This window comes from Sphingomonas sp. KC8 (assembly GCF_002151445.1).
GTDB lineage: Bacteria > Pseudomonadota > Alphaproteobacteria > Sphingomonadales > Sphingomonadaceae > Sphingomonas_E.
The window spans coordinates 445,690-469,607 of sequence record NZ_CP016306.1; the positions used below are offsets into that span (position 1 = coordinate 445,690).

The 23,918-nt window shown below is 60.7% G+C and carries 19 protein-coding genes; 9 read left to right on the plus strand and 10 right to left on the minus strand.

Annotated features, from left to right (window positions below):
- Nucleotides 1–14 precede the first annotated feature (14 nt).
- The 5 genes from KC8_RS02215 to KC8_RS02235 all read right to left on the minus strand — a co-directional run bounded on the left by KC8_RS02215 (nt 15) and on the right by KC8_RS02235 (nt 5,561).
- The gene (locus KC8_RS02215; RefSeq protein ID WP_010125600.1) at nt 15–737 is read right to left on the minus strand and encodes a cytochrome b/b6 domain-containing protein; all 723 of its coding nucleotides are present in this window, start codon (nt 735–737) and stop codon (nt 15–17) included.
- On the minus strand, nt 712–1,176 hold the full coding sequence (locus tag KC8_RS02220) for a c-type cytochrome (RefSeq protein ID WP_037496174.1): 465 nt from the start codon (nt 1,174–1,176) through the stop codon (nt 712–714). The genes KC8_RS02215 and KC8_RS02220 overlap by 26 nt, the downstream gene beginning before the upstream one ends.
- Before the next feature lie 40 nt (nt 1,177–1,216).
- A complete protein-coding gene (locus KC8_RS02225; protein ID WP_029624550.1) occupies nt 1,217–2,575 on the minus strand; it encodes a DUF1552 domain-containing protein in 1,359 nt (452 codons plus the stop codon).
- Nucleotides 2,575–4,185 carry a DUF1592 domain-containing protein gene (locus KC8_RS02230; protein ID WP_158217674.1) on the minus strand — a complete coding sequence of 537 codons (1,611 nt, stop codon included), beginning with the start codon at nt 4,183–4,185 and terminating at the stop codon, nt 2,575–2,577. Before KC8_RS02230 ends, KC8_RS02225 begins: the two co-directional genes overlap by 1 nt.
- A gap of 77 nt (nt 4,186–4,262) precedes the next feature.
- Nucleotides 4,263–5,561 carry a hypothetical protein gene (locus tag KC8_RS02235; protein WP_138956685.1) on the minus strand — a complete coding sequence of 433 codons (1,299 nt, stop codon included), beginning with the start codon at nt 5,559–5,561 and terminating at the stop codon, nt 4,263–4,265.
- 255 nt (nt 5,562–5,816) lie between these two features.
- Between KC8_RS02235 and KC8_RS02240 the strand changes: the two genes are divergently transcribed.
- From KC8_RS02240 to KC8_RS02255, 4 genes are all read left to right on the plus strand, one after another.
- A complete protein-coding gene (locus tag KC8_RS02240) occupies nt 5,817–6,854 on the plus strand; it encodes an AraC family transcriptional regulator (protein WP_158217675.1) in 1,038 nt (345 codons plus the stop codon).
- 192 nt (nt 6,855–7,046) lie between these two features.
- Complete coding sequence (locus tag KC8_RS02245) at nt 7,047–9,029, plus strand: flavin-containing monooxygenase (protein WP_010125607.1); 1,983 nt, start codon at nt 7,047–7,049, stop codon at nt 9,027–9,029.
- 33 nt (nt 9,030–9,062) lie between these two features.
- Nucleotides 9,063–9,485, plus strand: a complete 423-nt coding sequence (locus KC8_RS02250; protein ID WP_010125609.1) for a VOC family protein — start codon at nt 9,063–9,065, stop codon at nt 9,483–9,485.
- 72 nt (nt 9,486–9,557) lie between these two features.
- On the plus strand, nt 9,558–10,487 hold the full coding sequence (locus KC8_RS02255; protein ID WP_010125610.1) for a phytanoyl-CoA dioxygenase family protein: 930 nt from the start codon (nt 9,558–9,560) through the stop codon (nt 10,485–10,487).
- Between the two features lie 182 nt (nt 10,488–10,669).
- Here KC8_RS02255 and KC8_RS02260 read toward each other — a convergent pair whose 3' ends face one another.
- The 3 genes from KC8_RS02260 to KC8_RS02270 form a co-directional block, all read right to left on the minus strand.
- Entirely contained in the window at nt 10,670–11,290 is a 621-nt protein-coding gene (locus KC8_RS02260) for a TetR/AcrR family transcriptional regulator (protein WP_010125611.1), read from the minus strand.
- A gap of 246 nt (nt 11,291–11,536) precedes the next feature.
- Nucleotides 11,537–13,777 carry a beta-glucosidase gene (locus KC8_RS02265; protein ID WP_010125612.1) on the minus strand — a complete coding sequence of 747 codons (2,241 nt, stop codon included), beginning with the start codon at nt 13,775–13,777 and terminating at the stop codon, nt 11,537–11,539.
- Nucleotides 13,778–14,081: 304 nt separating this feature from the next.
- Nucleotides 14,082–15,445, minus strand: a protein-coding gene (locus tag KC8_RS02270; protein ID WP_374952959.1) for an IS3 family transposase whose coding sequence is annotated in 2 segments (ribosomal slippage) — nt 14,082–15,095 and nt 15,098–15,445 — 1,362 coding nt in all. Because the reading frame shifts where the segments join, the coding sequence is not laid out codon by codon here.
- Between the two features lie 150 nt (nt 15,446–15,595).
- Here KC8_RS02270 and KC8_RS02275 point away from each other — a divergent pair.
- The 5 genes from KC8_RS02275 to KC8_RS02295 all read left to right on the plus strand — a co-directional run bounded on the left by KC8_RS02275 (nt 15,596) and on the right by KC8_RS02295 (nt 21,996).
- Nucleotides 15,596–16,237, plus strand: a complete 642-nt coding sequence (locus tag KC8_RS02275) for a TetR/AcrR family transcriptional regulator (protein WP_010123765.1) — start codon at nt 15,596–15,598, stop codon at nt 16,235–16,237.
- Nucleotides 16,238–16,333: 96 nt separating this feature from the next.
- Nucleotides 16,334–16,648, plus strand: coding sequence for a hypothetical protein (locus KC8_RS02280; RefSeq protein ID WP_010123764.1), 315 nt, complete (start codon nt 16,334–16,336; stop codon nt 16,646–16,648).
- Nucleotides 16,649–16,998: 350 nt separating this feature from the next.
- A complete protein-coding gene (locus tag KC8_RS02285; protein WP_010123763.1) occupies nt 16,999–17,412 on the plus strand; it encodes a VOC family protein in 414 nt (137 codons plus the stop codon).
- Between the two features lie 117 nt (nt 17,413–17,529).
- Nucleotides 17,530–19,905, plus strand: a complete 2,376-nt coding sequence (locus tag KC8_RS02290; protein ID WP_138956597.1) for a TonB-dependent receptor — start codon at nt 17,530–17,532, stop codon at nt 19,903–19,905.
- A 159-nt stretch (nt 19,906–20,064) separates the two neighbouring features.
- Entirely contained in the window at nt 20,065–21,996 is a 1,932-nt protein-coding gene (locus tag KC8_RS02295) for a flavin-containing monooxygenase (RefSeq protein WP_138956596.1), read from the plus strand.
- A 180-nt stretch (nt 21,997–22,176) separates the two neighbouring features.
- Here KC8_RS02295 and KC8_RS02300 read toward each other — a convergent pair whose 3' ends face one another.
- Both KC8_RS02300 and KC8_RS02305 read right to left on the minus strand, forming a co-directional pair.
- Nucleotides 22,177–23,043, minus strand: coding sequence for a TetR/AcrR family transcriptional regulator (locus tag KC8_RS02300; RefSeq protein ID WP_037495285.1), 867 nt, complete (start codon nt 23,041–23,043; stop codon nt 22,177–22,179).
- A 2-nt stretch (nt 23,044–23,045) separates the two neighbouring features.
- Nucleotides 23,046–23,903 (minus strand): SDR family NAD(P)-dependent oxidoreductase, encoded by an 858-nt coding sequence (locus KC8_RS02305; RefSeq protein WP_010123756.1) that lies wholly within the window; start codon nt 23,901–23,903, stop codon nt 23,046–23,048.
- Nucleotides 23,904–23,918: the final 15 nt, after the last annotated feature.

The window sequence follows — 23,918 nt, forward strand, 5'->3', positions numbered from 1 at the left end:
GCGCCTCTTTTCCGTTACCAGGGCTGCGAATATTTCAGGACCAGCCAGACCAAAGCGACCGAGCCGGCAAGCAACAGCAGCGCCAGCCAACTGGGCGCGATGGTGAGCCGTGGTGCGTCGCCCGTCCAACGCTTCTTTCCGTGAACCATCGGACTGATCAGGTCCTCTCGCTTATAGATGCGGTGAAACAGGATGGCTGCGATGTGGAGGCCCACCAGCCCGATCAAGATGTTGAAGACGATCTCGTGCGCATTCGCCGCCAGACGTCCCGTATCGAAGTCGACCAGATAGGAAAGCGGTCCGGACTCCATGCCGTCCACGTCGACTGCGAAGAAACCCAGCATGATCTGCGTCGCCAAGGCCGCGATCATCGCAAGCACGCTCCACCCGCCCAGCGGATTGTGGCCGGGGTGGCGGGCATCATGGCGCTGCGCTCCGTTCCGGACATAAGCGAGAACTGCCTTTGGTCCGCTTACGAACTGCGTGAAGCGGGCGGTTGAGCTGCCGACGATACCCCAGGCGAGGCGCCAGATGATCAGCGTCAAAATGGCATAGCCTGTCAGGCGGTGCCATTCGAGCTGGCGTTCCTCGGCCGTCCACCAGGCGCAGATCAGGAGCAATGGCAGGCACCAGTGGAACAAACGGACCGGCAGGTCCCATATTGCCAGCCCTGCTGTCCCATCTGCGGGGACAGTGGTGGCGGCGGCCGGCTCAATCGGCTTCACGATATCGGTCATGGCAGGTCTTGCAGGTGCCGCCCAACGTCTTCTGGGCCTGTGCGATGTGGGCCGGATTGCCGCTGGCAATCGCTGTGTTGAGGCCATTGGCCGCAGTCAGGAAGGCCGCATGCGCGCTGTTGAAACCGGCCATGTCGCTCCAGATCGCCGGCTTGGCACGGGTCTTTTCGCCGGATTCCGGCCCGCTGCCTTTTGGAAACCATTTCAGCTGCCCGGCGGCGCGGGTGGCAATGTCGCGGGCCAGCGGGCGAATGGTGGCAAGATCCGGGTTGCCGGTCTTAACCTCGTCGTTGATCGTTTTGAATGCGCCGCCAATCTCCTTGTAATTGGCCTTGCGAGCCTTGACCGCAGCGGTTGCGGCGGGCGACGCCGCGTGTGCCGCGGCAAGCCCGGTGCCGGCGATTGCCATAAGGGCGATGGGCCAGCATGATCGCATCATTCGCATTCGCTTCCTTTCGTCCGTCATTCAAAACCGCCGGTCAAACCAGGATCTCCGCGATAGGGCGGGTTGCGCGCATCGCGTCCTGACCCCAGCTGTCGGCTGGCACGCCCATCAGCTGCTGGGCCGTAAGCCCGACGCGCGAAATGGGCTGGCCAGCGCCACGGATATGTACACCCGGCTTGACTTTGCCCCCGGCGCGACCCGCCAGCATCACGGGGATGCCCGACACGTCGTGGTTCTTGGCATAGGATACATCTGAATGGGCAACCAGCAGCATGTTGTCGAGAAGCGTGCCATCGCCTTCGCGCACCTGCGCCATCGCCGCCACAAAATCCGCCCAGGCTTCCATGCTGTTAATGGCGAACCGATCGACGGTGCGCTGATAGCCGATGGTGCGATCAATCAGTTCTTCATGCGTGCTCTGATGATAGCCTGTCGTATCGCCTGCGGTTCGCAGATCGGACGCCGCCGTGGAGAAATTCATGTTGAACACGCGGGTCTGGTTGCAGGCCAGCGCCATCGCCAGCAATTCGGCCATAAGCTTGTGGCTGGCCTTGCGCGCCTCGACGTCGGTGAGATCCGTTCCTGCGCGAACAGCAGGCGGCGCATCCGGGCGGATGCAGGCTTCGGCGGGCGGTGGTTTCTGGAGCTGCAAGGCGAGTTTCTGCTCCATCTCGCGCACCGACGTATAATATTGATCGAGACGCGCCCGATCCGCGGCGCCGACGCGACGGGACAGGGCCGCGCGCTGGTCGGTAACGCCCGACAGCACGCTGCGGCGCACGATGAACTTTGGATCAGGCGTGAATGTCGCGGCATTGGGATCGTGAAAGTCGGGGCCGAATATGCGCTGATAAAGCTCAACCGGATTGGGAATTGCAGCGTTCATGCTGCTGCCGTTCCGGAATGAGTGGCTGGTCCGGGCATTGCCGTCGGCGCTCAGTTCCAGCGACCGGAAATAGGACCCGCTTCCGATATGGTCCGCGATCGATACGTCGAATGTGGGGCCTTCGATGGCCTGCCACAATTCCGATGGCGATCCGGTTCGTACAGCCGTGTTGCCGGAAATGTGCGGCAAATTGCCCTTGCCGTCGAGGATGACATCAAATCCGGTGAGGACGCTGATATGCTGGCGAACCGCTTCGATCGGCGCGAGCTGCGGTGGCAGATCGAAATTGGCGCCATCGGTTTTTGGTTCCCAGCGCGCGGGGATCATGCCGCATCCCCAGAACCAGGTGCCAAAGCGGATGGGCAGGGGAGCGCCGCCGAGAGACGCGGCGAATGCCTTGCCGTTGGTGTCCAGGAAGGCGTCGAGCAAGGGCAGGCCCAACGTTACGGCGGCCCCGCCAACAATACCCTTCAACATGAAGCCGCGACGGCTGAGGTCCTGTTTCATCATGACGCTCCCTTGGTAGAACTGGCCAGTCGCAACTTTTGCGGAGGCGATGACGAGCCGGGATCAAGTTCCAGAAATTCGGGGCTGAGTGCGATGGCGCGCATCAGATCGACGAGGCGGTAGCCCGATTTGGCGAAGCCATCCGAAAGCCTTGCCACGACCACGCGATCGGACGGCACCAGGTTTCGCCCTGTCGCATAGCGCCAGGTCGACTGGACGAGGCAGGAGGTTACGGCGTCGCTTCGGTGAAACAGGCGGCCGAGCGCGGCTGCGCCGTCGAATGTCGATTTGGCGAACGTGCCCGTCGTGTCGATCGGTTCGCCATGTTCGGTCTGCCGAAATTGCCCCGCACCATCGAATTTTTCGAGTGCGAGACCGATCGGGTCGGTCAGTTTGTGGCAACTGGCGCATTCTTCATCGTCGAGATGGGCCTGCAAGCGCGCCCTGGTGGTCTTGAGCGTTGGATTGTCGACATCCTGCACCACGGCGAAGTTCACATTGGCGGGCGGAGCCGCGATCTTTTCGCACAGCAGAATTTCCTGAGCCGCCTTGCCCCGCAGGGTCGGGGACGTGCGGCCGGGATGCGAATGCAGGGCCAGGAAACTCACCTGAGTGAGGATGCCGCTGCGCGGATCGCCATCGGGAAATTCGTGAAATGCCCAGCCACGTTCGGGGACGGGCACGTCATAGAGCGGCCCCAGCGCGCGGTTGATGGCGATGCGCCGGCTGGTGAAGAGATCGCGATAATCTCCGCGCCGATCGACGATGAGGTCCACGATGGTCCGCAGCGTTTGTTCGCGGGCATCGGCCGCGATGGCGTTCGAAAAGGACGGGTATATCCGCGCATCTTTCGCAAGCGTGTCGATATCGTCAAGCTGAAGGAAATCGGTGAAAAAGGCCCGCACGCCTTCCGAGAAGCGCGGCGAGGTGATGAGCCGATCGGTCACGGTGGCGAGGCCCTGGGCATTGTCCAGTTCGCCCCGTTCGGCGGCCGCAAGCAATGCGGCATCCGGAGGGGCATTCCAGAGGAAGAAGCTGAGCCGACTGGCCTTGGCCCAGCTATCGACCATGCGCCGCCCGTTTGCGATTTCGCCCGCACGGTCGATGCGGAACAGGAAGTCCGGGCTTGTCAGCAAACCGGCAAGAGTCGCCGCCAGCCCGGCATGGAAGTCGCCCAGAATGTGGCCCGCCTTCAGCGTTGCAGCCACGAGTTGCGCGCGTTCGGCGTCGGGCAGAGGCCGGCGGTAGAGGCGGGGGACATAGGCCTGGAAGAACCGGCCCGCACAGGCGGCGCCGTTAATGTCCTGCGGGCCGGGGGCGCAGACGACAAGGCGTTCGCGCATTTCGGGTGCGACCACCTGTTCGGCGATGCCCCGCGCGATCGCTTCATATTGTTCCAGCCCGCCGCTCGTCACCGATACGGCGCTGGTGCCGACAGCCAGCAGGCCATCCACACGCATATCCGGTTCGAAGCGACCGATAACCTTGATGTCGGGGCCGAAGACGTCGGCGATGGCGCGCCGATATTGGGGTTCGGTGATCCGCCTGACGGAGGACGGGGCCTGCGCACCGGGTGCGGCGGCCATCGACGCGGTATCGGCTGATGCCACGAGAACCGCCATTGTCGCCGACGTGGCGGCGAGCACACCGAGGATGCGGCGGGATAACAGGGAGGGTGATCCGATTTTCATTGCGCGGTGTTTCCGCCTGCTGTCGCGCCCGGATTTCGGGCCGATGGGTCATTGATGAAAGCGGCGACGCCAAAGAAGCCCAGCGCCGACGAAATGGCGGTGAAGCGGCCTGCCTTGGGATCGCGATAGCCATCGGCCAGTTTGTCGATCGCAAGGCGAACACCGGGACAGGATAGGCGCGACAGATTGGCGCCGTTCACGGTCATTTGTTCGATCGATTCATAAAAGCTCGTCAGCGTGTAATAGCCATAGAAGCCGCCTTCGATGCTGCCGTCTTCGTGCAGGGTCGCACGGATCCGCGCGCCCTTGAGAAGGCGAGGGGCGTCGATGATCTGCTCCTTGTAGTTGAGCCGGATATCGACCGGATCGGTTGTGAGCACGCCATCGACGATGCGACCGCGGGTCGTCGCCCGAAGCGCGGGGTCCGGGTCCGTATCGAAGGTTGCGCGGGCGAGCGGCGATCCGGCTACATTCTTCTGCACCGGATCCGTGCTCGCCATCACGCTGACCAGCACATCCGGATCATTCCTGATGTCATCGATCCCGGAGATCGCAATCAGCGTCGGTGCACGCGCCGAGAATAAGAGGCCCTTGGCAATCTTGGGATTACCCGATTCCCTGAACGGAGCCACACAGCCGATGGCCCGCCACAGCTGATTGTCGACACCCGCTTCGCCGTCGGGACCCGTCAGCGCCTTGCTTCCAACCTTGCCATCCAGGTTCATGCCGAAAGCGATGTTTCCGTCATAGGGACGAAATCCACGGGCAAGTTCGCGAAAATCCTGTGGGTCGGTGCAACTGTCATAGGCCATGACCAGGTTCTGAAAAGCGAGCTTGCCGCGGCCCTTGGGGAAACCGTTGAGCGCTCCAATTTCGCGCAGCTGGGCGGCGTCGGGAACCGTGCCCGGCACGAAGGATTCGGGAAACTTCGCTTGCGATGATGCGCCTCCCGGCGATCCGCCGCGCAGCGTCAGCCGTCGAAAGCCCAATCGTTCGCCCATCAACCGCTCAAGCGCAGGCCGTTGGGCCGGCGACGCATAGGCCGATTGTTCTTTGGGTGAGAGCGAGGCCAGGAAGGATTCCAGCCCGCCGGCGGATAGCGGTTCGCAAACACCGTCTTCGGGTGCAGCGGCGAGGAAGATGTTGCTCAGCACAAATGCGCGAACATCAGGCTGGCCGCCGGTCGGTGCGTTGGCGCCACCAGCGCCCAGCGCCATCAGGGGCAGCATTGCGAACACGGCCTTGCGCCGCCAGCCTGTTGGCGCGCCGCGGCGCATCCTTGCAGGACTATCCATGTTCCTCTCCCTCGCGCCCGCACCCATGATTGTTATAAGTGAGTGCTTGCTGATGATGCTGAATTGCGCGATGGATGGGCGCGGGGCCACCCATTTTTCGATCACGCGCCCCGGTTATGCTGCGCAGCCATGATCGTTGGTCTGGTGCCTTGTGGCCCATCATCCGCGTTCCCGCTGTCGTGATGTTGAGCGAAACATCGGGGAGCGGGAGTTTTGAAAGGGGCGATGGAAAACAGCCTCCGCCTGGCGACCCGCATGACAAGCCTTGCGCTTGCGGCAGGGATTGAACCGGATGAAATTCTGGACGGATTGGGCTTGCCGCTCGGCACGATGGACTTGTGCGATGGCAAGATCGGTCGGCTGAATGCGGAAGATCTGCGAAGCCTGGGTTCGCGTCTTGCCAGTATCCTGGCGCGTCACGCCAGCCTGGCCGAAGGGCGGATGCCGATCAGGCCCCCCGACTGGCGCGTGCTTCTCTACAGCTTGTTGAGCGGGCGGACGCTGCGCGATGCGATCCTGCACGGTGGGGATGCGTGCGAGGCGATAGATGGGCGCTGCGGTCGGATGACCCTGCGTGAGAACGGCGCGATTGGCGAGGTCCGCCTGGATTCGCTGCGGCCCGGATCGACCTTGACCGGGTGTGCCGTCGATCTGAATGGCGTGGCCAGTATCCACGGGCTTTGCAGTTGGCTGCTGGGGCAATCTCTGCCGCTTCGGTCCATCCACCTGGCCTATGACGAAGATATGTTCGATCGGCTGGATCTTGGTGGCCTGCCATATCCGGTTGTGCTGAGTGCTGCCTGGACCGGTTTCAGTTTTCCAGCCACCTGGCTTGATCATCCTGTCGTTCGGTCGGCCAGCGAACTGCCGACACGGCAGACGCAGAGCTTCTTGTTCGACGTCGGGTCGGAAATCGGGGTGTTGCCGCTGGCCGAACAGGTTCGGCGGCTGACCATCCAGGCGTTGCGCTTGCACCATCGCCTACCATCTTTTGCAGAAGTGAGCGCACGGCTTGGCCGAAGCGTGCCGACTCTGCGGCGCCATCTGGCGATGGGAGGATCTTCCTACCGTTCGATCAAGGCGAGTTGCCGGCGCGAACTTGGCCTTGAACTGCTGCGGCAGGGCCATTTGAGCATCGAAGATATCGCTGCCCGGCTCGACTTTTGCGATTCCGATGCTTTCCGGATCGCGTTCCGGGGTTGGTTTGGCAAGTCGCCCAATATGTACCGCTTGGAAGCGCACCGGGCCGAGGCAGCGACATGCGGACTTGCTGCCGTGCCGGTCAACCGGTGATCGCGTGTGGTCTTCATGAAGAGATTGTTTTTGTGAATTTTATCGTCGTGACCGCCTTCTCATTTGGGTTGTCCGCGTGCGGCACGCGAGCATCTGCTTGCATAAGTAAATCCATTGTTGTAATTAATCCGGCGAGAGACGGTTCCAGACACGAGAACCGCCATCCGCAGATCCAAAGGATGAGGACGGCACATGGCTGACATTGAACCGACGCGTCTGACGCAGGGCGGGGCGACCCTTGACGCTGCCATTGCGGAGCTTGACCCGGTGGTGGCGCTGCTCAGCCTCGTTCAGATCACGGGCGACAGGACACTGCTCCACACATATGGCGCGGCGCTGGAAGGAACGCAGCATCAGGTGAAAGAGGCGTTCGTCGCGTTCGATAACGCGCCGAAACCGGATGCCGCGTCGCTTGAGGTCGCGGCCGAGGTGCGCCGCCTCCTCCGTGACGCCGTAAAGGCGGCTAAACCGGCAGTGCTGCCCCATCTCGACAAGCCGCTTTTCCGGCAAATGGCCCGGCTGGCGTTGGGGCTGGAATTGCCGGAAATGTCGATCGAGCCAGCCTTTCAGCATGCCGGCTTCACCACGGATACGCGCGTACGCGACGCCGAACACATTCCGCCGGCCGAGTTCAAGGTTCTTGTCGTCGGCGCGGGCATGATGGGGATCAATGCAGCGGTGAAGCTGCAGCAGGCCGGCTTCAACTTTCAGGTGATCGAGAAACTTGAGGCGGTGGGCGGCAACTGGCTGGAGAATACCTACCCCGGCGCTGCTGTCGATACGCCCAGCCGGGTCTATTCCTTTTCGTTCGAGCCGAACGCCTCCTGGACGAAATATTATCCGAATGGCCCGGAATTCCTGTCCTATCTCGAACGCGTCACCGACAAATATAATCTGCGCGACCGGGTGACATTCGGAACGAAAATGCTCGGTGCCGATTGGGACGAGGCGCGCAAATTGTGGGTCGTAAAGGCCGAGCAGGGCGGCAAGCCCGTGACGTTCGAGGCCAACGCGCTGATCATGGCGGTCGGCCCCAACAACGAGGCCAATTCTCCCTCGGTCAAGAATCTCGACAGGTTCGCCGGTCCGGTGGTCCATTCGGCGAAGTGGGACGATAGCGTCGATCTCGCCGGCAAGAAGGTCGTACTGGTCGGCACCGGCTGTTCGGGCGTCCAGGTCGCGACCGCGATCGCCGACAAGGTGGGCGAGTTGGTGATCGTTCAGCGTCAGCCCGAACATATCATCCCCAATCCCGCTGCACACGCCCCCGTCGACGAGCTGGAACGTCGCGCGATGGAACTCATTCCGTTCGTTGCCCAGTGGAAGCGGCTGCAGAGCCTGTCGAGCGCCCTTCAGGACATGCACGGCATGATCATGAAGGACGAGGACTATGCCGAAAAGACCGGCGGCTTCGGGCCGATCAACGATGGCATGCGCATGATGTGCGAAGGGTATCTCAAGAGCCACTTCCCGGATGATCCGGGAATGGTGGAATTGCTGTCGCCAAGCTTTCCGGTCTTTGCCAAGCGACCTATTCTCGATTGCGGGTTCTATGACACGCTGAAAAAGCCGAACGTTTCCATTGTGCGCGGTAGCCTTGCCGAATGCGACGAAAACGCCGTGATCCTGGCGGATGGCACGCGTATCGAATGCGACGTCATCCTGCTTGCGACCGGGTATAAGCTCCATTTCGGTCGTCAGTTCGATATCACCGGTCGAACCGGCAGGACGCTGAAGGAAGCATTCGAACCTTATCCCTTCTCGTATGAAGGCATGCTGATTCCGGATTACCCGAACTTCGTGTTCATGGGCGCACCCTATAGCTATCTGGTCGCCAACCACGCCGTCGTGAGCGAACAGCAGGTCCATTATGCGGTCGAACTGCTGCAATGGATGGTCGACGAGCAATTGTCTTCGGTGGACGTGACCGCGCAGGCGACGCGCGCGTTCGTGGACGATGTCGAGGCGAACCTCGCCAAGACGGCCTGGGTCAACTATGGCAACGCTCACGGTTATTATCGTGATCAGGGCAAGAAGGTGATCCTAGCGATACCGCGCCACAATTCACGCATCTGGCATGAACTGCGCTCGCCACGGACCGAGGATTTCGTGGTCACCAAACGCGCGGATGCCGAACCGGCCATCACCCGTGAAATGAAAATGCTGTCGATCTGACGGCTGTCAAAATATATTGCAGGAGGATAATCAATGGCAGACGGCCGCCCCCATGGCGCCACGCGCGATGCGCAATATGGCTTCAGCAAGATCTTCGTACATGATCTCGATACCATGGCAGCCTTTTATGAGGATGTTTTCGGTCTGGTGCCGTTCAACCGCCATCAGGATGTGATGTTCGGACGCGCGATCGACGAGATCACCTACCAGTCGACCTATCCGGGTGGCAGCGCGCTGACCCTGATCAAATATCTCGACTCGACCGGTCCAACGGTCGGCGAATCCGTTCAGGGCTTTACGACCACCGACATCGCAGCGCTGGTCAGGCGCGCCGAAGCCGGCGGAGGGAGTATCCCCGAAGCCATCCGGCGCATCGATGAATTCGGCTTGAGCGTTGTCTTCGTCCTCGATCCGGAAGGCCATGTGAACGAAGTGGTACAGCTGGACGACCAATAGTCCGGCCACCGAACAAATGCGTCGGGGGCCGCCCTCTACGGCCCTCGATCCCCGTGCCCAGGAGAGCATGAAATGGCGATTGGTGATGCGGTCCTCATGGAGGACTATAAGGACAACAGTGCGCCCGTTGCGAAGGTCGTGGCGGTGGATTTCGACGGGCCGTTGCCCAAGCCGACCCGGAGCCTCGACAATGTACGCGCCGATCTCGATCGCGCGGGCTATGCCATCCTCGCCGACGTGCTGACGCCGGACGAAGTGCGCGACGCACGGCAGGTGCTTGTCGATGAAATCGCCCGCGAGGAAGCCATTGACGAAAATCGCGTGCGGCGTTTCTTCACCGATCCGGACGACAAAAACCGGCGGTTGAGCCGCCTGCCCAATCGCCATCGGGTGTTTCGCGACTTTCTTGAACATCCCGTCGCGCTGGAACTGACCAAATATATTCTTGGGCCGACGCTGCTCAATGAAAGCTATCTGGTGCACAGTTACGGCGCGAACCTGACACGTCCAGGCAGCGGCGCGCAGTTCATTCATCTTGATCGCGGCATGAACTTTCACGATCAGACCAAGCCACTGCAATCCCGTTTCATCTGGTGTCTGGATCCGTTCGATGCGGAAAATGGGGCGACCCGCGTCGTGCCCGGTAGCCATCTGTGGAACGACCGCATTGATATGACCGGCGCCACCTTTTATGAATCGGTACCGGCCGAAGCGCCGCCAGGTTCCCTGATCATCTATTCCGACATGCTGCTCCACGGCACAGGCGCGAACATATCCGCGGATCGAGAGCGGGCAGGGGTGATTGTCGGCTACTGCCCGCCATGGTGCCGCCCGATGATCAATTTCCCGTTGGTGCTCGATCGTGACGTCATGAAGGACACGTCTGAAACCCTGCGCCAGCTGCTTGGATACAGTTCGGTGTCCATCGGTTTCGACGAGCAGTGGGAGGGCTTCGGCGAGGAGCTTCGCAGCCTCTGCGTGCCCGCCGCGATGCAATACTGACTTCGGAAGGGAAGGCCATGTTTCGGAACGCAGCCGATCGCTTCGTGTCTGTCGCCCGGCCTCAACTGATCGAAGGAGCCTGATAATCCGCTGCTTCGGACGAGAGGGTGCACCACGTTTCGGTGCACCCTCTCGCTTGCGGGGCGAGTGCTATATCCTTTGAAATATCCCCGATATCGTCGTTACGCGGTGCAGGCGCCGCGCAGGAAAATCCCGACAATGAGGTCGGCGTGATGCTCGAATTCCTCGGGAGTTGGCAGGGGGCGCAGGAAGGCCACCCGACTTTGCCATTCGGACAACGCCATCGCGATGAAGAGCTTGGTACGGGCATCCGTTCCGGCTTTTTCCAGGCCGACGCTTCTGAGATATGCGGCCAGCGGCTCCACCAGATAGCGCGTCTGATTTTCGTCAGCGGCACGGACCAGTTCCGGAAAATCGCCACCTTCGCGATAGACGAGCATGCCGAGACGCAGCGCTGAATCGGACGAGAGCATCTTGGCGATGGCCGCGGAGTAGCGCCGGAGCACATCTTCGACGCTGTCGTTTGCGCGCACGTCGGGGCGCGGGAACTCCGCGCTGCCGGATTCCAGGCAGGCGGTGAAGAGGCTGAGCTTATCCTCATAGCGATTGTAGAGCGTGCGTGTTGAAACGGCTGCCTTTTCCGCGACGCCGCGCATCGTAACAGCGCGATACCCCAGTTCGCTGAACTGTTCACGAGCGACGACGAGGATATGCGCCAGTTTTTGCCGGCCATCCTCGGCCGTTGGCCTTCCCTTGCGCGTTGCTGCGGCCGTTGCTGCCATCTCTTGCCTGCTCCTGTCCCGTCCCTCGGGGTATCGCTGGTAGCACAAGCCCGGCGCATTAAGTGCACCATTAGTTGTAATAAATGCGAGGGACGCGACTGAGCGGATCAAACGGGAAGCATGGGAAGGGGGGAACGGGCGTTGGTTCGATGGCCGTGGCCGTGCGGATTGCGGGCACGCGGCTAGGATCAGCTTAATGGTCTTAACGCTAAACGCTGGTCCTGATCGGAAGGGTGCGGCGTCTCGTCATGGACGAAATGTCTGTGCTTTGAGTTTTACGTTCTTGCTGAGCCCGGGATCGCCGGCATCCGCCGCTGCCTGGATCAGCACGCTGCCTATGTCGATCTGCCAGGCATTTGATGCGGGGTCGAAAGATGCCAGCAGGCGCCGGTCGGCTACGATCTCAGCCGTAGCGGTCTCTCCGGGCTGGAGTTCCAGTCGCTTCCACCCGATCAGGCGCTTCACAATTTGTCCGCGCACCCGAACCGATGCGTAAAATTGGGGAATGGCAACACCAGCGCGTCGGCCAACATTGGTAACGCGCACGCTGGCCGTGACGGTATCACCACCGGAGACGTTCAGGCCCGTGAAGTTGAAGTCCGTATAGGACAGGCCGAAACCAAAAGGAAAAAGTGGCCTGGTCCCGTTGAGCGCATGCCATTTATACCCGACAGTCGCGCCTTCGATGTCATAGTTGACGTCGAAGGGTTTGGCGTCACTGGCGATGCCATAGGAAACCTTCCCTTGGGACGCCTGCGCCTCCTGCCAGCCGTCAATGTCGGGTCGCGGCAATTGCGAAAGATCGGCGGGAAAACTGATCGGCAAACGTCCGGACGGTGCAGCCTCGCCCGTCAAAATCGAAGCGATCGCATCGCCGCCGCGCTGGCCGGGATACCATGCCTCCAATATGGCGGCGGGCTTCGTTGCCCATGGCATCGCCACCGCGCCACCGGATTGCAGCACGACGATGGTATGGGGATTGGCCTGAGCGACCGTTTCGATGAGCACGTCCTGGCCGTCATCGAGCGCGAGTGACGCGACATCTTCGGCTTCGGTTCGCCATTGTTCGACAAACACGATGACGATCTCGGCTTGCCGGGCCGCTGTGGCCGCTGCAGCGAGGTCCTTGCCATCGACAAAGCGGATATCCGCACCCGGAAGGCGTTTGCGCAGCGCGGCAAGGGGAGGCGAGGGCATATATGTGCGGCGCGCGAACATGGCGGCAGGCCCCTTGGTTGTGGGGCGCACTTCAAGCGCAGGCCCGCCAACCGGCCGTACCTGGGTGGAACCGGCGCCAGACAGCACACCGATATCGGCGTGGCCGCCAACCAGCAGGATCGAGCGGACGGCCTTGCCGAGAGGAAGGATATCGCCTTCATTTTTGAGCAAGACCATGCCGCGGGCGGCGGCCTTTTCGGCGATGATGGCATGGCTGGCGAAATCGATTTCGCGTGCCGGATCATCCGGCCGGCCATAAACGCCCTGGGCGATGAGCGAGCGGACGATACGGCGCGTCATATCATCGAGCCTGCCCTGGCTGACGTCTCCCGCCTCGATCGCGGCCTTGAGCGGTTCGCCAAAGAATGGCTGCTTGTCGAGTTCGGCGCCCGATTGCTGGTCAAGCCCGGCGTTGGCCGCCTTTGCTGCGGAATGCACATTGCCCCAATCGGACATCACCCAGCCGGGATAATTCCAGTCGCGCTTCAGCACCTTGTTCAGCAGCCAGTCGTTTTCGCTCGCATAGTCCCCGTTTACGCGATTGTAGGCGGTCATCACCGAACCCGGTGCGCCGCGTTCGATCGCGATCTGGAACGCCAGAAGATCGGACTCGCGGGCTTCGGCTTCACCAATCCGGACGTTGAGGACGTTGCGGCCGGTTTCCTGGTCGTTGAGCGCGAAATGCTTGACCGTCGAGACGATCTGGTTGCTCTGCACCCCGCGAATATGTTCACCGGCCATGATGCCGGATAGCAGCGGATCTTCGCTAAAATATTCGAAGGCACGCCCGTTGCGCGGCTCGCGCACCAGGTTGACGCCGCCGGCGAGCATGACGTTGAAGCGCTTTGCGCTGGCTTCGCTGCCGATCAGGGCGCCGGCTTCGAATGCGTCTTCCAGCGACCATGTCGATGCGAGTGCGAGGGCGGACGGCATGGCTGTCGCCACATCATCCTTGCGCATGTTGAGGAGGTTGCTCACGCCCAGGCTGGCATCGGTCGCGCGCGCCGGGGGGATGCCGAGCCGGGCGATGCCGGGAACATAGCCCGCGCCCACGACAGCATCGGCTGGACGTTTGCGCATGAGCATGGTCATGCTGCCGCGGACGAGGGAGAGTTTTTCCTCGGGCGTCATCTGCGCGACGAGGGCGGCGGCCTGTTCGTCGGGCGTTGCCGGCGGCGTTCCGGTTGCCCGACCATGCCCACTGGCGGACAAGCCGATCATCATCGTGGCGCCGGCCCAGCCCAGGAGGCGCGTCGACCTTCTTTGCATTGCATCATCCTCGCTCGGTTTTTTGTTGCCGCTCCGCGTGCGGCGGCCTGCGAATGTGTAGCGCGATGATGGGGGTGCATCAATAAAAATATACGGTACCGTTCTTTTAATGGCGGGGGCGGGGTAAGGTGGAGGCAAAGGCTGGAGGATCGAGGACACAGAGCGGCAACGGGCAGGGCATACGGGCTGCGCCTTTGTTCCCTTGGCCCTCGCTCCTTTGGGCTGCCCTCTGTCCGTCGTCAGAACATTTGGCGCAGATCGCGGCGTAGATTAGCGGAGTGCGGGCCTCGTCTGGGGATTGATGTTAGGCGGCGAGCTTGCGGTGCTGCAAGCGCCGATGTTCGATGGTCTGTCGCTTGAGCCTTTCGCGCTGCTTGATGATGGCCGGCGCCCTGCCGAAGTAGGCGTCGGCGGGCGTCACGTTGGCCAGGCTCTCATGGTAACGCTGGTGGTTGTAGTGCTCGACGAAGGCCTCGATCTGGGCCTCGAGGTCGCCAGGCAGGAAGTAGTTTTCCAGCAGGATGCGGTTCTTCAGGGTCTGGTGCCAGCGCTCGATTTTGCCCTGGGTCTGGGGATGACACGGGGCTCCGCGTACGTGGCTCATCTTCCGGACTTCGATGTATTCGGCCAGCTCACCGGCGATGTAGCTGGGGCCATTGTCGCTGAGCAGCCGGGGCTTGTGCAGCACCGTGGCGCTGTCGCAGCCGGAAGCTGCCAGGGCGAGGTCCAGCGTGTCGGTCACGTCCTCGGCCCGCATGTTGGTGCACAGCTTCCAGGCGATGATATAGCGCGAGAAGTCGTCGAGCACGGTCGACAGGTACATCCAACCCCACCCGATAATCTTGAAGTAGGTGAAGTCGGTCTGCCACATCTCGTTCGGGCGGGTGGTCTTCGTGTGGAACTGGTCGGCCGCCTTGATCACAACGTAAGCCGGGCTGGTGATCAGGTCGTGGGCCTTGAGCAGCCGGTAAACCGTGGCTTCCGATACGAAGTAGCGCTGCTCGTCGGTGAAGCGCACGGCCAGCTCCCGGGGGCTCAGCTCGGACTGTTCCAGCGCCAGCTCGATGATCTGGTCGTAGATCTTGGCCGGGATGCGGTTCCACACCCGGATCGGCACCGATGGCCGATCTTCCAACGCTTCCGGCCCACCTTCAAGGTAGCGATCATACCAACGATAGAACGTCCGGCGGGGAATGCCGAGCTGGTCCAGCGTGCGCTTGGCCGGCAGGTGCGACTGTTCGACGATCCTGATGATCTCGAGCTTCTCGGATGCGGGATACCTCATTCTTCGCCTTCCCCATCCGCGATCATGCTTTTTTTGAGCAGCCGGTTCTCGAGCGTCAGGTCGGCCACGCATTCCTTCAGGGCCCGGGCTTCGCGGCGCAGATCCTGCACCTCGCCGGTGGTCGCAGCACGAGCGGTGTCGCCGGCCAGGCGTCGCTTGCCGGCTTCCATGAACTCCTTCGACCAGGTGTAGTACAGGCTCTGGGCGATCCCTTCCTTGCGGCACAGCTCGGCAATGCTGTCCTCGCCGCGCAGGCCATCCAGCACGATCCGGATCTTGTCCTCAGCCGAGAAGTGCCGACGGGTCTGCCGCCGGATGCTCTTCACCACCTGCTCCGCAGGGGCCTTCGACGACAATTTTGAATGGGAGGATCTGGGCTTCATCTGCGTTCCTTCGTCACTGCGACGAAGCCCAGATCCTCCTCAAATCACAACCTCAAATCTGTGCCATTGGTGCTGACGGCGGACAGGCTGCCCTCGACAGTAAGGGCTGGCTCGCTCTAGGTTGGCGACATGAATGGAGTGGTAGCGCGGATGGCGAAGGCGAATACCGTCTCGAAAAGGGGGCGGCCCACCAAGGAACAGGTGGCACGGATCAATCAGGCCATCACGACAGCCGCGGCGGACCTTTTTCTAATGGAGGGGTATGCGGCAACGGCGATGGAGGCCGTTGCGGCGCGTGCCGGCATCTCCAAGGTGACGCTCTACAATCGCTTCCCGGCCAAGGCCGATCTTTTCGCGGCGGTGGTTGCGGACCGTGTCGACGCGTGGTCGGCCGAAGCCAGTCGCCACGATGCACAACTTCCATCGGACCCGCGCGGCCGTCTCGAATATCATGCACTCATATTGCTGCAGAGCCTTGCTCACCCGGAGATTGCGGCATTCGGTAGATTGATCGCGGCCGAACAGCGCCGTTTCCCTGAGCTTGCGCGAATATATCGGGAGCGGGCACTCGCCTTCGAAGTTGACCTTCTGGTTGGCGAAATCGAGACGATCGCCCGCGAAAATGGGCAGCCTCCGCGCGACGCACGGTCCGTCGCCTTCGCCTTGATGCATTCGCTCTGGGGCTGGTCCAGCATGCATACGATGTTTGATGAATCATGCAGTGCGGCTGATCAGCAGGAGGCCGTGAAGCGGATCGTCGCCTTGTTTGTCGAGGGGCGAGCCGCCTGGTGATGCCATCCCGCAAAGGGCCGGGCGCATTTGTAAATTGAACGGTTGCGTGTATTATATTCCGGCCGCGCGAGTCCGCGGCTCTGGAGAGTGATTGAAATGCTGAAATTGCTCGCGGCCTGCGCCGCGTTGATTGCCGTGCCGACAGCAGCGTTCGCACAGGCCCCCGCTGCAGTCTCTGCGGCCCCTGCGCCGCTTTCGACTGCGACGACATCCATCGGCGACCTGCTCGAAAATCCGCAGGCGAAGGCCATTCTCTTGAAGCATCTGCCCGAAGTGGTTGGCAGCGACCAGATCGAGATGGCGCGGGGCATGACCCTGCACGATATCCAGCAATATGCGCCAGACGATGTTACCGACGTCAAACTGGCGGCGATCGACGCGGAACTCGCCAAGCTCAAGGCTGGCAAATAATATCCGGCGGGCCAGTCTCTGCGCCCGCCATTTTTTACAAACCAAATCCTCGCGACGGATGACATATCCGTTCGCATATAAGGCTGATGCGGGCGGGCGTTGATGCGTTCAGCCCGGCATGGTTTCCCAAAGAGCAGAATATGTTGGCGGCCGAACGGTGCCGACGAACTGATCATCTCGGCACTTTCGTGTCGGGCCTTGTTTCGCGTGGCAAATAATGTAAGTGGGCACTAACAAACACAAGGCGCCACGGTTGCGGTTCATGTGAGCGAGGCAGTTCGATCGAGTTTGCCGATAGCGCTGTTCTGAACCGCGCCGGGCGACCTCGATGATGGAAGGGGAGGGGTTGGATGCACGCTCACAAGACGCACTTTGGTTTTACCAAACTTCTGGTCGATGACCTTGAAGGGGTGGCGGCTTTCTACAAGTCCGTATGCGGACTGACCGAACTCTATCGTGTCGAGAGTGAGATCGGTGGACGCAAAATTCGCGAAATTCTGTTCGACGTGACGGGCACGGGCGCCGCAACCTTCGTGCTGCTGAAATTCGTAGGTGCGCCAAAGCCTGCCAATGACGAAGTGATCCTCGGCTTCATAACCAGCGACCTCGAAGCGTTTGTGGGCCGGGCGCTTTTGGCCGGCGGCAGCGTGCTGCAGGAAATCCGCAGCCAGCCGGAACATGGTGTGAAAGTGGCCTTCGTGAAGGATGTCGAAGGGCATCTGATCGAAGTCGTCGAAATGCTCGCGCCGGCTCCATCGCACTGACACGCCACTCGAGCGCCGACATCGCCGCGTCGCTGGCTTCGTGGCGGGGTGCGCAGATCGCCAGTTGCAGCGACCGCGCCAAGGCAGCGCCAAAATGATCAACATGGGAGGATTTTAGTGAGTTTTTACACATTGAAGCGGGTAGGCTTTGCTTTTCTGGCTGCCGGTGTTTCGAGTTTTGGTTTGGCAATCCCGGCAACCGCGCAATCGAATGTCGTGGCGAGCGGCGAAACGACCGGCGACATCGTTGTGACCGCCACCCGTCAGGCGCAGTCGCTTCAGGATGTGCCGATGACGATCAACGTCGCATCCGGTGAGGCGCTGCAAAAGCTCAACCTGTTCGACGTGAAAGACATTCAGCTGCTTTCGCCGGGTCTCGACCTCACCAACACCCAGGGCCGGAACAATACCGCGACCTTGCGCGGCATTTCGTTCGATCCGGATTCGGGATCGTCGCCCGCTGTCGATGTCTATTTCAACGAGATTTCGGTCGATGCCCAGACCGCGTTTACCGCGATGTATGATATCGAGCAGATCGAAGTGCTGCGCGGCCCTCAAGGGGCCTTGCGTGGCCGGACGGCACCGGCAGGCGCCATCACGCTGCGCACGCGGCGGCCCGATCTTGCCGAAGCGAACGGCTATGCGCAGCTTACGGCAACCGATCACGATGCCATTAATTTCCAGGGCGCGGTATCCATTCCGCTGATTGCCGATCGGTTGGCGTTGCGCGCGGCGATGCTGATCGACCGCAACGACCTCAATCAGGTCCATAATGTCAACCGGGACACATCGTCGCGTGCCACGACGGAAAGTGCGCGCCTCTCGCTCGCTTTCGCGCCCACCGACACGTTCGAAGCGGTCCTGGCCTATCAGTATCTTTATGCCGAAAATGATCAGGAGCAGCAGGTCGTCGGCCTCGGCAATCAGCCCAGCTTGTTCGATCCGGAGCTGAGTGGGCCGTCGGCAAGCGTGAAGGATCGTATTGCCGTCACCGATGGCCGAATGAACTTCCGCAATCGCACACATATCGCGACGCTCGATGCAAAATGGGATCTGGGCGCGCACAGCCTGCAACTTGTTGCGGGCCATCAGAATACCCTTTTGAAGCAGGTGGTGGATCGGGATTATGGCAATGCCGTCCCCGGCTATGCGAATGCTCAGTTCAATCGCATTCCCTATATCGTCAATTCCGCCGAACTGCGGCTCGCTTCGACCAACCGGACGTTCTGGAACTATTCGGCGAGCCTGTATTATTTGAAGCAGACGGGCGATGTGACGGTCACGCAGGATTCGAACCAGTTTTTTGCGAATGTGACGCCTGCCACGCCACTGCCCTACAGCTTCGGCGCTTACTTGCCGATCAATGTGGACATTCTCGCGCCGACCTATCAGCGCACCATGGCGATGGCTGCCAGCAGCAGCTTCCAGTTCACCGATGCGCTTCGTCTCGAGGTTGCGGGTCGCTATTCATTCCTGAAGACCAAGCAGTCGAGCATCCTGACGCTAACGTCACCGGGATTGCCTTCGTTCGGCATTGATGGCTTCGTCCAAGGGCCGTTCGATACGGTTGATCCGGCGATCGGCAATCAGAAGCATGACGTGCTGACAGGCGGCGCGAACCTCAGCTACCAGTTCACCCCCGATGTGACGGCATATATCAGCTATGGCCGGTCCTATCGTGGGCCGACCGCGGCCGTCGGCGCCACCGCGCAACTTGATACGGAGTTGCTGCTGACGAAGGCGGAGCGTTCCGATGCGGTTGAAATTGGTATCAAGACCGCGTTGGTCGATCGCCACGTAACGTTCAACGTCAACGGCTTCTATCAGAAGTTCGACGGCTATAATTCACGCGTGCGGAACATCTATTACGCCACGGAACGTGACGGCGTTCCCGACGGGTTCTTCGACTTCAACTTCAACGGCGATGCCGAGGCAAAGGGTATCGAGGCGACGGTTGCGGGCCGCTGGGATATGTTCGATTTCTCCGTTAGCGCCTCTTATGTCGATGCCAAGTTCAAGGGGGCTATGGCGCCCTGCAACGACTTCAACGGCGACGGCGTGCCCGATGCCACGGGCGTGCCGAGCGTTCCGATGGGTGAGCAGGTCGCCTTGTGCGAGCGCAATGACCGTATTGCCGAGCAGCCCAAGTTCAACCTCACTGCCAACGGCGAATATCGCTTTTCGGTCGGTGATTATGAACCGTTCGTCCGTGGCCTGTTCAGCTATCGTCCGGGTTTCCAGTCGACGGTAGCGAACTATGGTTATCAGAGCCGATCGCTGCTTAACCTCTACCTTGGTTTGCGCGGCCCCGAGCGTCGCTGGGAACTGACTGCATTCGCGAAGAATGTACTCAACCAGCAGCGGATTACGAGCATCGGGCAGGGCAATTTCCAGATCGGCACCGCCAACGGCGCGCCGTTCGATTCCGGATATCGCCTCGTCAACAGCAGCACGCCGCGCGAATTTGGTGTGACGATGCAGTTCAACTTCTGACGCCAGTCGAAATATGCGGGCAAGGCCGGCATGCCCATTGCGGCATGTCGGCCTTCCTTTTTTGGCAGTCCGGCCCCGCTTGCGAAAAAGGCTTGTGGTTAGCCGGCGGTGGCATTAGTAAGTAAACACTTACATAAGACTCAGCGAGCAGGAAACCCGATGGCGCGTGGTGATACCCAATTGGACTGGCAGGAGCGCAGGCTTCCGCTGAATGACACGGCGGAGCTTCGCGCGGCACTTGCCGAGGCGAACGTGCCGACCTTGCTGATGTCCTATGTCCACATCACCCACGACGAGGCGATGCTCGACATTTTTCAGAATTACATCCGGCCGCCCTACAGCACGCCGGCGACTGCGATTCCTGACGAATATACAGAGGATCTGCGAGCCAAACTGCTTGAAGCCCTCACCGTTCCGGGCATGGCACGGAACGACCCGCCATCCGATGCGCTTATGCATCGCATGATGGCAGTCGGTGTCGGGGAGGCCGTCGATGACGAATTCGTGCCGCTTCTCTATGACCAGATCGGGCTGAAGCCACCGGCTCCGCGCAATCAGGTGGCCGGGCGCAAGGCGCCGCCCACGGATTTCAAGGTGCTGGTTATCGGTGCGGGCCTCACGGGTCTTTGTGCCGGGATCAAGCTGCGCGAAGCGGGTTATGATTATATCACGATCGAGAAGAATGCCGAGGTTGGCGGCACCTGGTACGAGAACCGATATCCGGGCGTCGGCGTCGACACGCCCAGCCACTTTTATTCCTATTCGTTCGAAATCAGCCCCGAGTGGAATAAATACCACCCGCACGGTGCCGACATGCAGACCTATTTGCTGCACGTTGCCGACAAATATGATCTGAGGCGGAACATCCGCTTCAACACCATGGTGACGAAACTTCTGTTCGACGATGCGAGTGCGACCTGGAAGGTGACTGTACGCAAGCCGGATGAAAGCGAAGAAATCCTGACGGCGAACGCGGTCATCAATGCGCATGGGCCTGTGAACCGTTGGAAATTACCAGATATTCAGGGGCTTGAAAAATTTCAGGGGCCAGTCGTTCATACAGCAACCTGGGATCCGTCGCTCGACCTTAAGGGCAAGCGGGTCGCGGTGATCGGTACAGGCGCGAGCGCAGCACAGCTTGTGCCGGCGATTGCCGCCGATGTTGGACAGCTCACCGTTTTCATGCGCAGCAAGCATTGGGTGATCTTTAACCCCGAGATCATGGATGACGTGACCGCGGGTGTGAAGTTCGCCTTGCGGCATATTCCATTCTACCGCGAATGGTTCCGCTTTCGCGTGTACTGGTTCGCGGCCGACGGCCTGTTTTCGAACGTGCTCCAGGATCCTGACTGGCCGGCGGATTCGCCAGCGGTTTCGGCGATCAACGAAGGGATGCGCCAATATGCGCTGGCGCACCTCAACCATAAATTTGCCGATCGCCCGGACCTTCGGGAAAAACTGACGCCCGATTTCCCGATTTTTTCAAAGCGCATCATTATCGATGGCGGATGGTTCGATGCGCTCAAGCGCGAGAATGTGGCGCTTGAAACCGACCGCATCGAACAGATATTGCCTGGCGGTGTCCGGATGGCGGATGGCCGCGAATTGGATTTTGATGTTATCATCTGCGCGACGGGGTTTGATGTCGCGAACATGATGGGAAATCTCGAAATCCATGGTCGCGACGGCCGCAATCTGCGCGATGAATGGGGTGCGGACGACCCACGCGCCTATATGGGTATTACGCATCCGGGCTTTCCCAATTACTTCATGACGGTTGGTCCGAACAGCGCGCCAAACCATGCGGCGGGCCAGAATTTGGTGTCGGAAGTCCAGATCCATTACATCATCGAATGTCTGGACAAGCTGGTCGAGACGAACGCGCGTACGATCGAGCCGACACAGGAGGCATTCGTCGCCTGGAATAATAGGATCGACAAACGGATGGAGCAGATGATCTGGAGCCATCCGAAAGCGCAAAGCTATTATCGCAACAGCAAGGGCAGGGTGTTCCTGTCCTGGCCCTATCGCCTGGTGGACTATTGGACGGCCACCCGATCGCCGGTCCTTGCCGATTATGTGATCGAATAGGGCGTCCGGCACGGGCGGCGTCACAAAGGGGGTGGCGTCGCCCGTATTTTGTTCCAGCGAGCATATCGGTTTCGAGGCGCAACGACGCATGAACGGCATGCAAGGGGATTGGAAAATCGGTATCCCTGAAGGGGCCGTTTCGGACAGTATCGAAAGACCAGCCCGATATGGTGCGGATGTTCAGCGCGATCCCGATTTTCGCGGCTTGCTCGTCTTGGTTTCTTTGCGTGGCGGGGCGAGGCGAGCTGTGTCCGGCAATGGCTGGCTCGGCAGTTCGAGCAGCTCCTTATGGGCCTCGATGGCCGCTTCTGTCAGTCCGATGCCCCGGGCACAGAAACGAACCGCGTCCCGCAGCAATTGCTGATCGTCGCCGACATAGGGGACGATGCCGTTGGGGTGCGTCCGGGATACGAGCATCATCGAACTTACATGCTCGATGAACGTGAAAATATTTTGCGGCGTAATAGGCGCGCCCACCAGATCGCCGGATGCGCGGGCGCTGGAAAGCGCAGCATCCAGCTCGGTCAGCCACAAACGCACCGAACGCCGATAAGCGAGTGTTGCATAGGTACCGTCGCCGGTCAGGCTGGCGAAGAAGATACGCATCCCTTCGGCATTGATCGCGCTTGCACCGCTCAGGCTATGCAAAAATGTCCGTCGCAGCATATCGATGAGGCCGCGGGTGTTCGAGGGCACGCCGCTCAATAGGGCAAATGTGACGTTCTGGGATCGGATCATGTGCCGAAGAACGGCGCGGTAGATTGCCACCTTGTTTGGAAAATGGCGGAAGACAAGTGCTTCCGACACTTTGGCGGCCTTTGCGATTTCCTGTGTTTTTGCGCCGCTGAAGCCGTGCTGCGCGAACACGCCGGTTGCAGCGTCAATGATGGAATCGCGGCGGTCGCTGCTAGACAGGCGTTTCTTGGTCATGATGTCCCGTACCGGCTGGATTGGCGGCACGGAAGCCACAATCTGTGCCGAAGTAAAGTTCCATTTCGGGGCATGACCGGCGGCGCCAGCAGACGCGCGCCGGTGGAAATTTTTCATGTTTAGTGAATGTCGAGCAACTGTTTTGCCTGCTCCGCCAGCGCAGGCGCAGATTGATCGCGCAAGAAGGCCATGCGTCCATCAATCGCCTGCTGGGTCATTTCGGGCTGCGTCGAAACCCAGAATTTGCCGTCGGCGACCTGCTCGAGAATGACCTTGCATCCTTCCGCCAGGTCCATGCCATGGGCTGCCATCAGATCGTGCATGATGCGACGGTGCTGCGAAGCCCCGTCTGGCTCGCCCTTGCCCGCACCGGCTTCGAAAATGCTGGTCTTGAGCATCCCGGGCAGGATCGAACTCACATGGATAGGGGCCTGTTTCAGTTCCATCTCAAGATAGAGGCATTCGCTGAACGACTGCACCGCATGCTTCGTCATGATGTACGCCGTTTGCGTCGGCATGACGGACAGCGCCCCCACGGACGCGAGATTGGCGATCCACGCTTCCTTGCCGCTTTCGAGCATATAGGGCGCAAAAGCGCGAACGCCGTGTACGATGCCATGGATATTGATGTTGAGCGTTGCTTCCCACCGTTCCACCGGGATTTCCCAGGTGAAACCGATCGTTTCAATGCCGGCATTGTTGACGAGCAGGCGAACATCGCCAAACTGCCGATGGACTTCGCTGGCAAGCCGATCGAGTTCCTGGGGCCTGGACACATCGACGACCATCGCATGTGCTTTGCCGCCCTTGGCAATGATTTCGGCGGCGACGCCTTCGGCCCGGGCTTGATCGATATCGGTTACGACGACTGTCATGCCCAGTTCGCCAGCGCGTCGTGCCAGTCCCGATCCGATGCCCGCACCGGCACCAGTGATGACGGCAACGCCACCTGCAAATACGTCCTTGTCTTTCGACATACTCTCTCCTTTTGG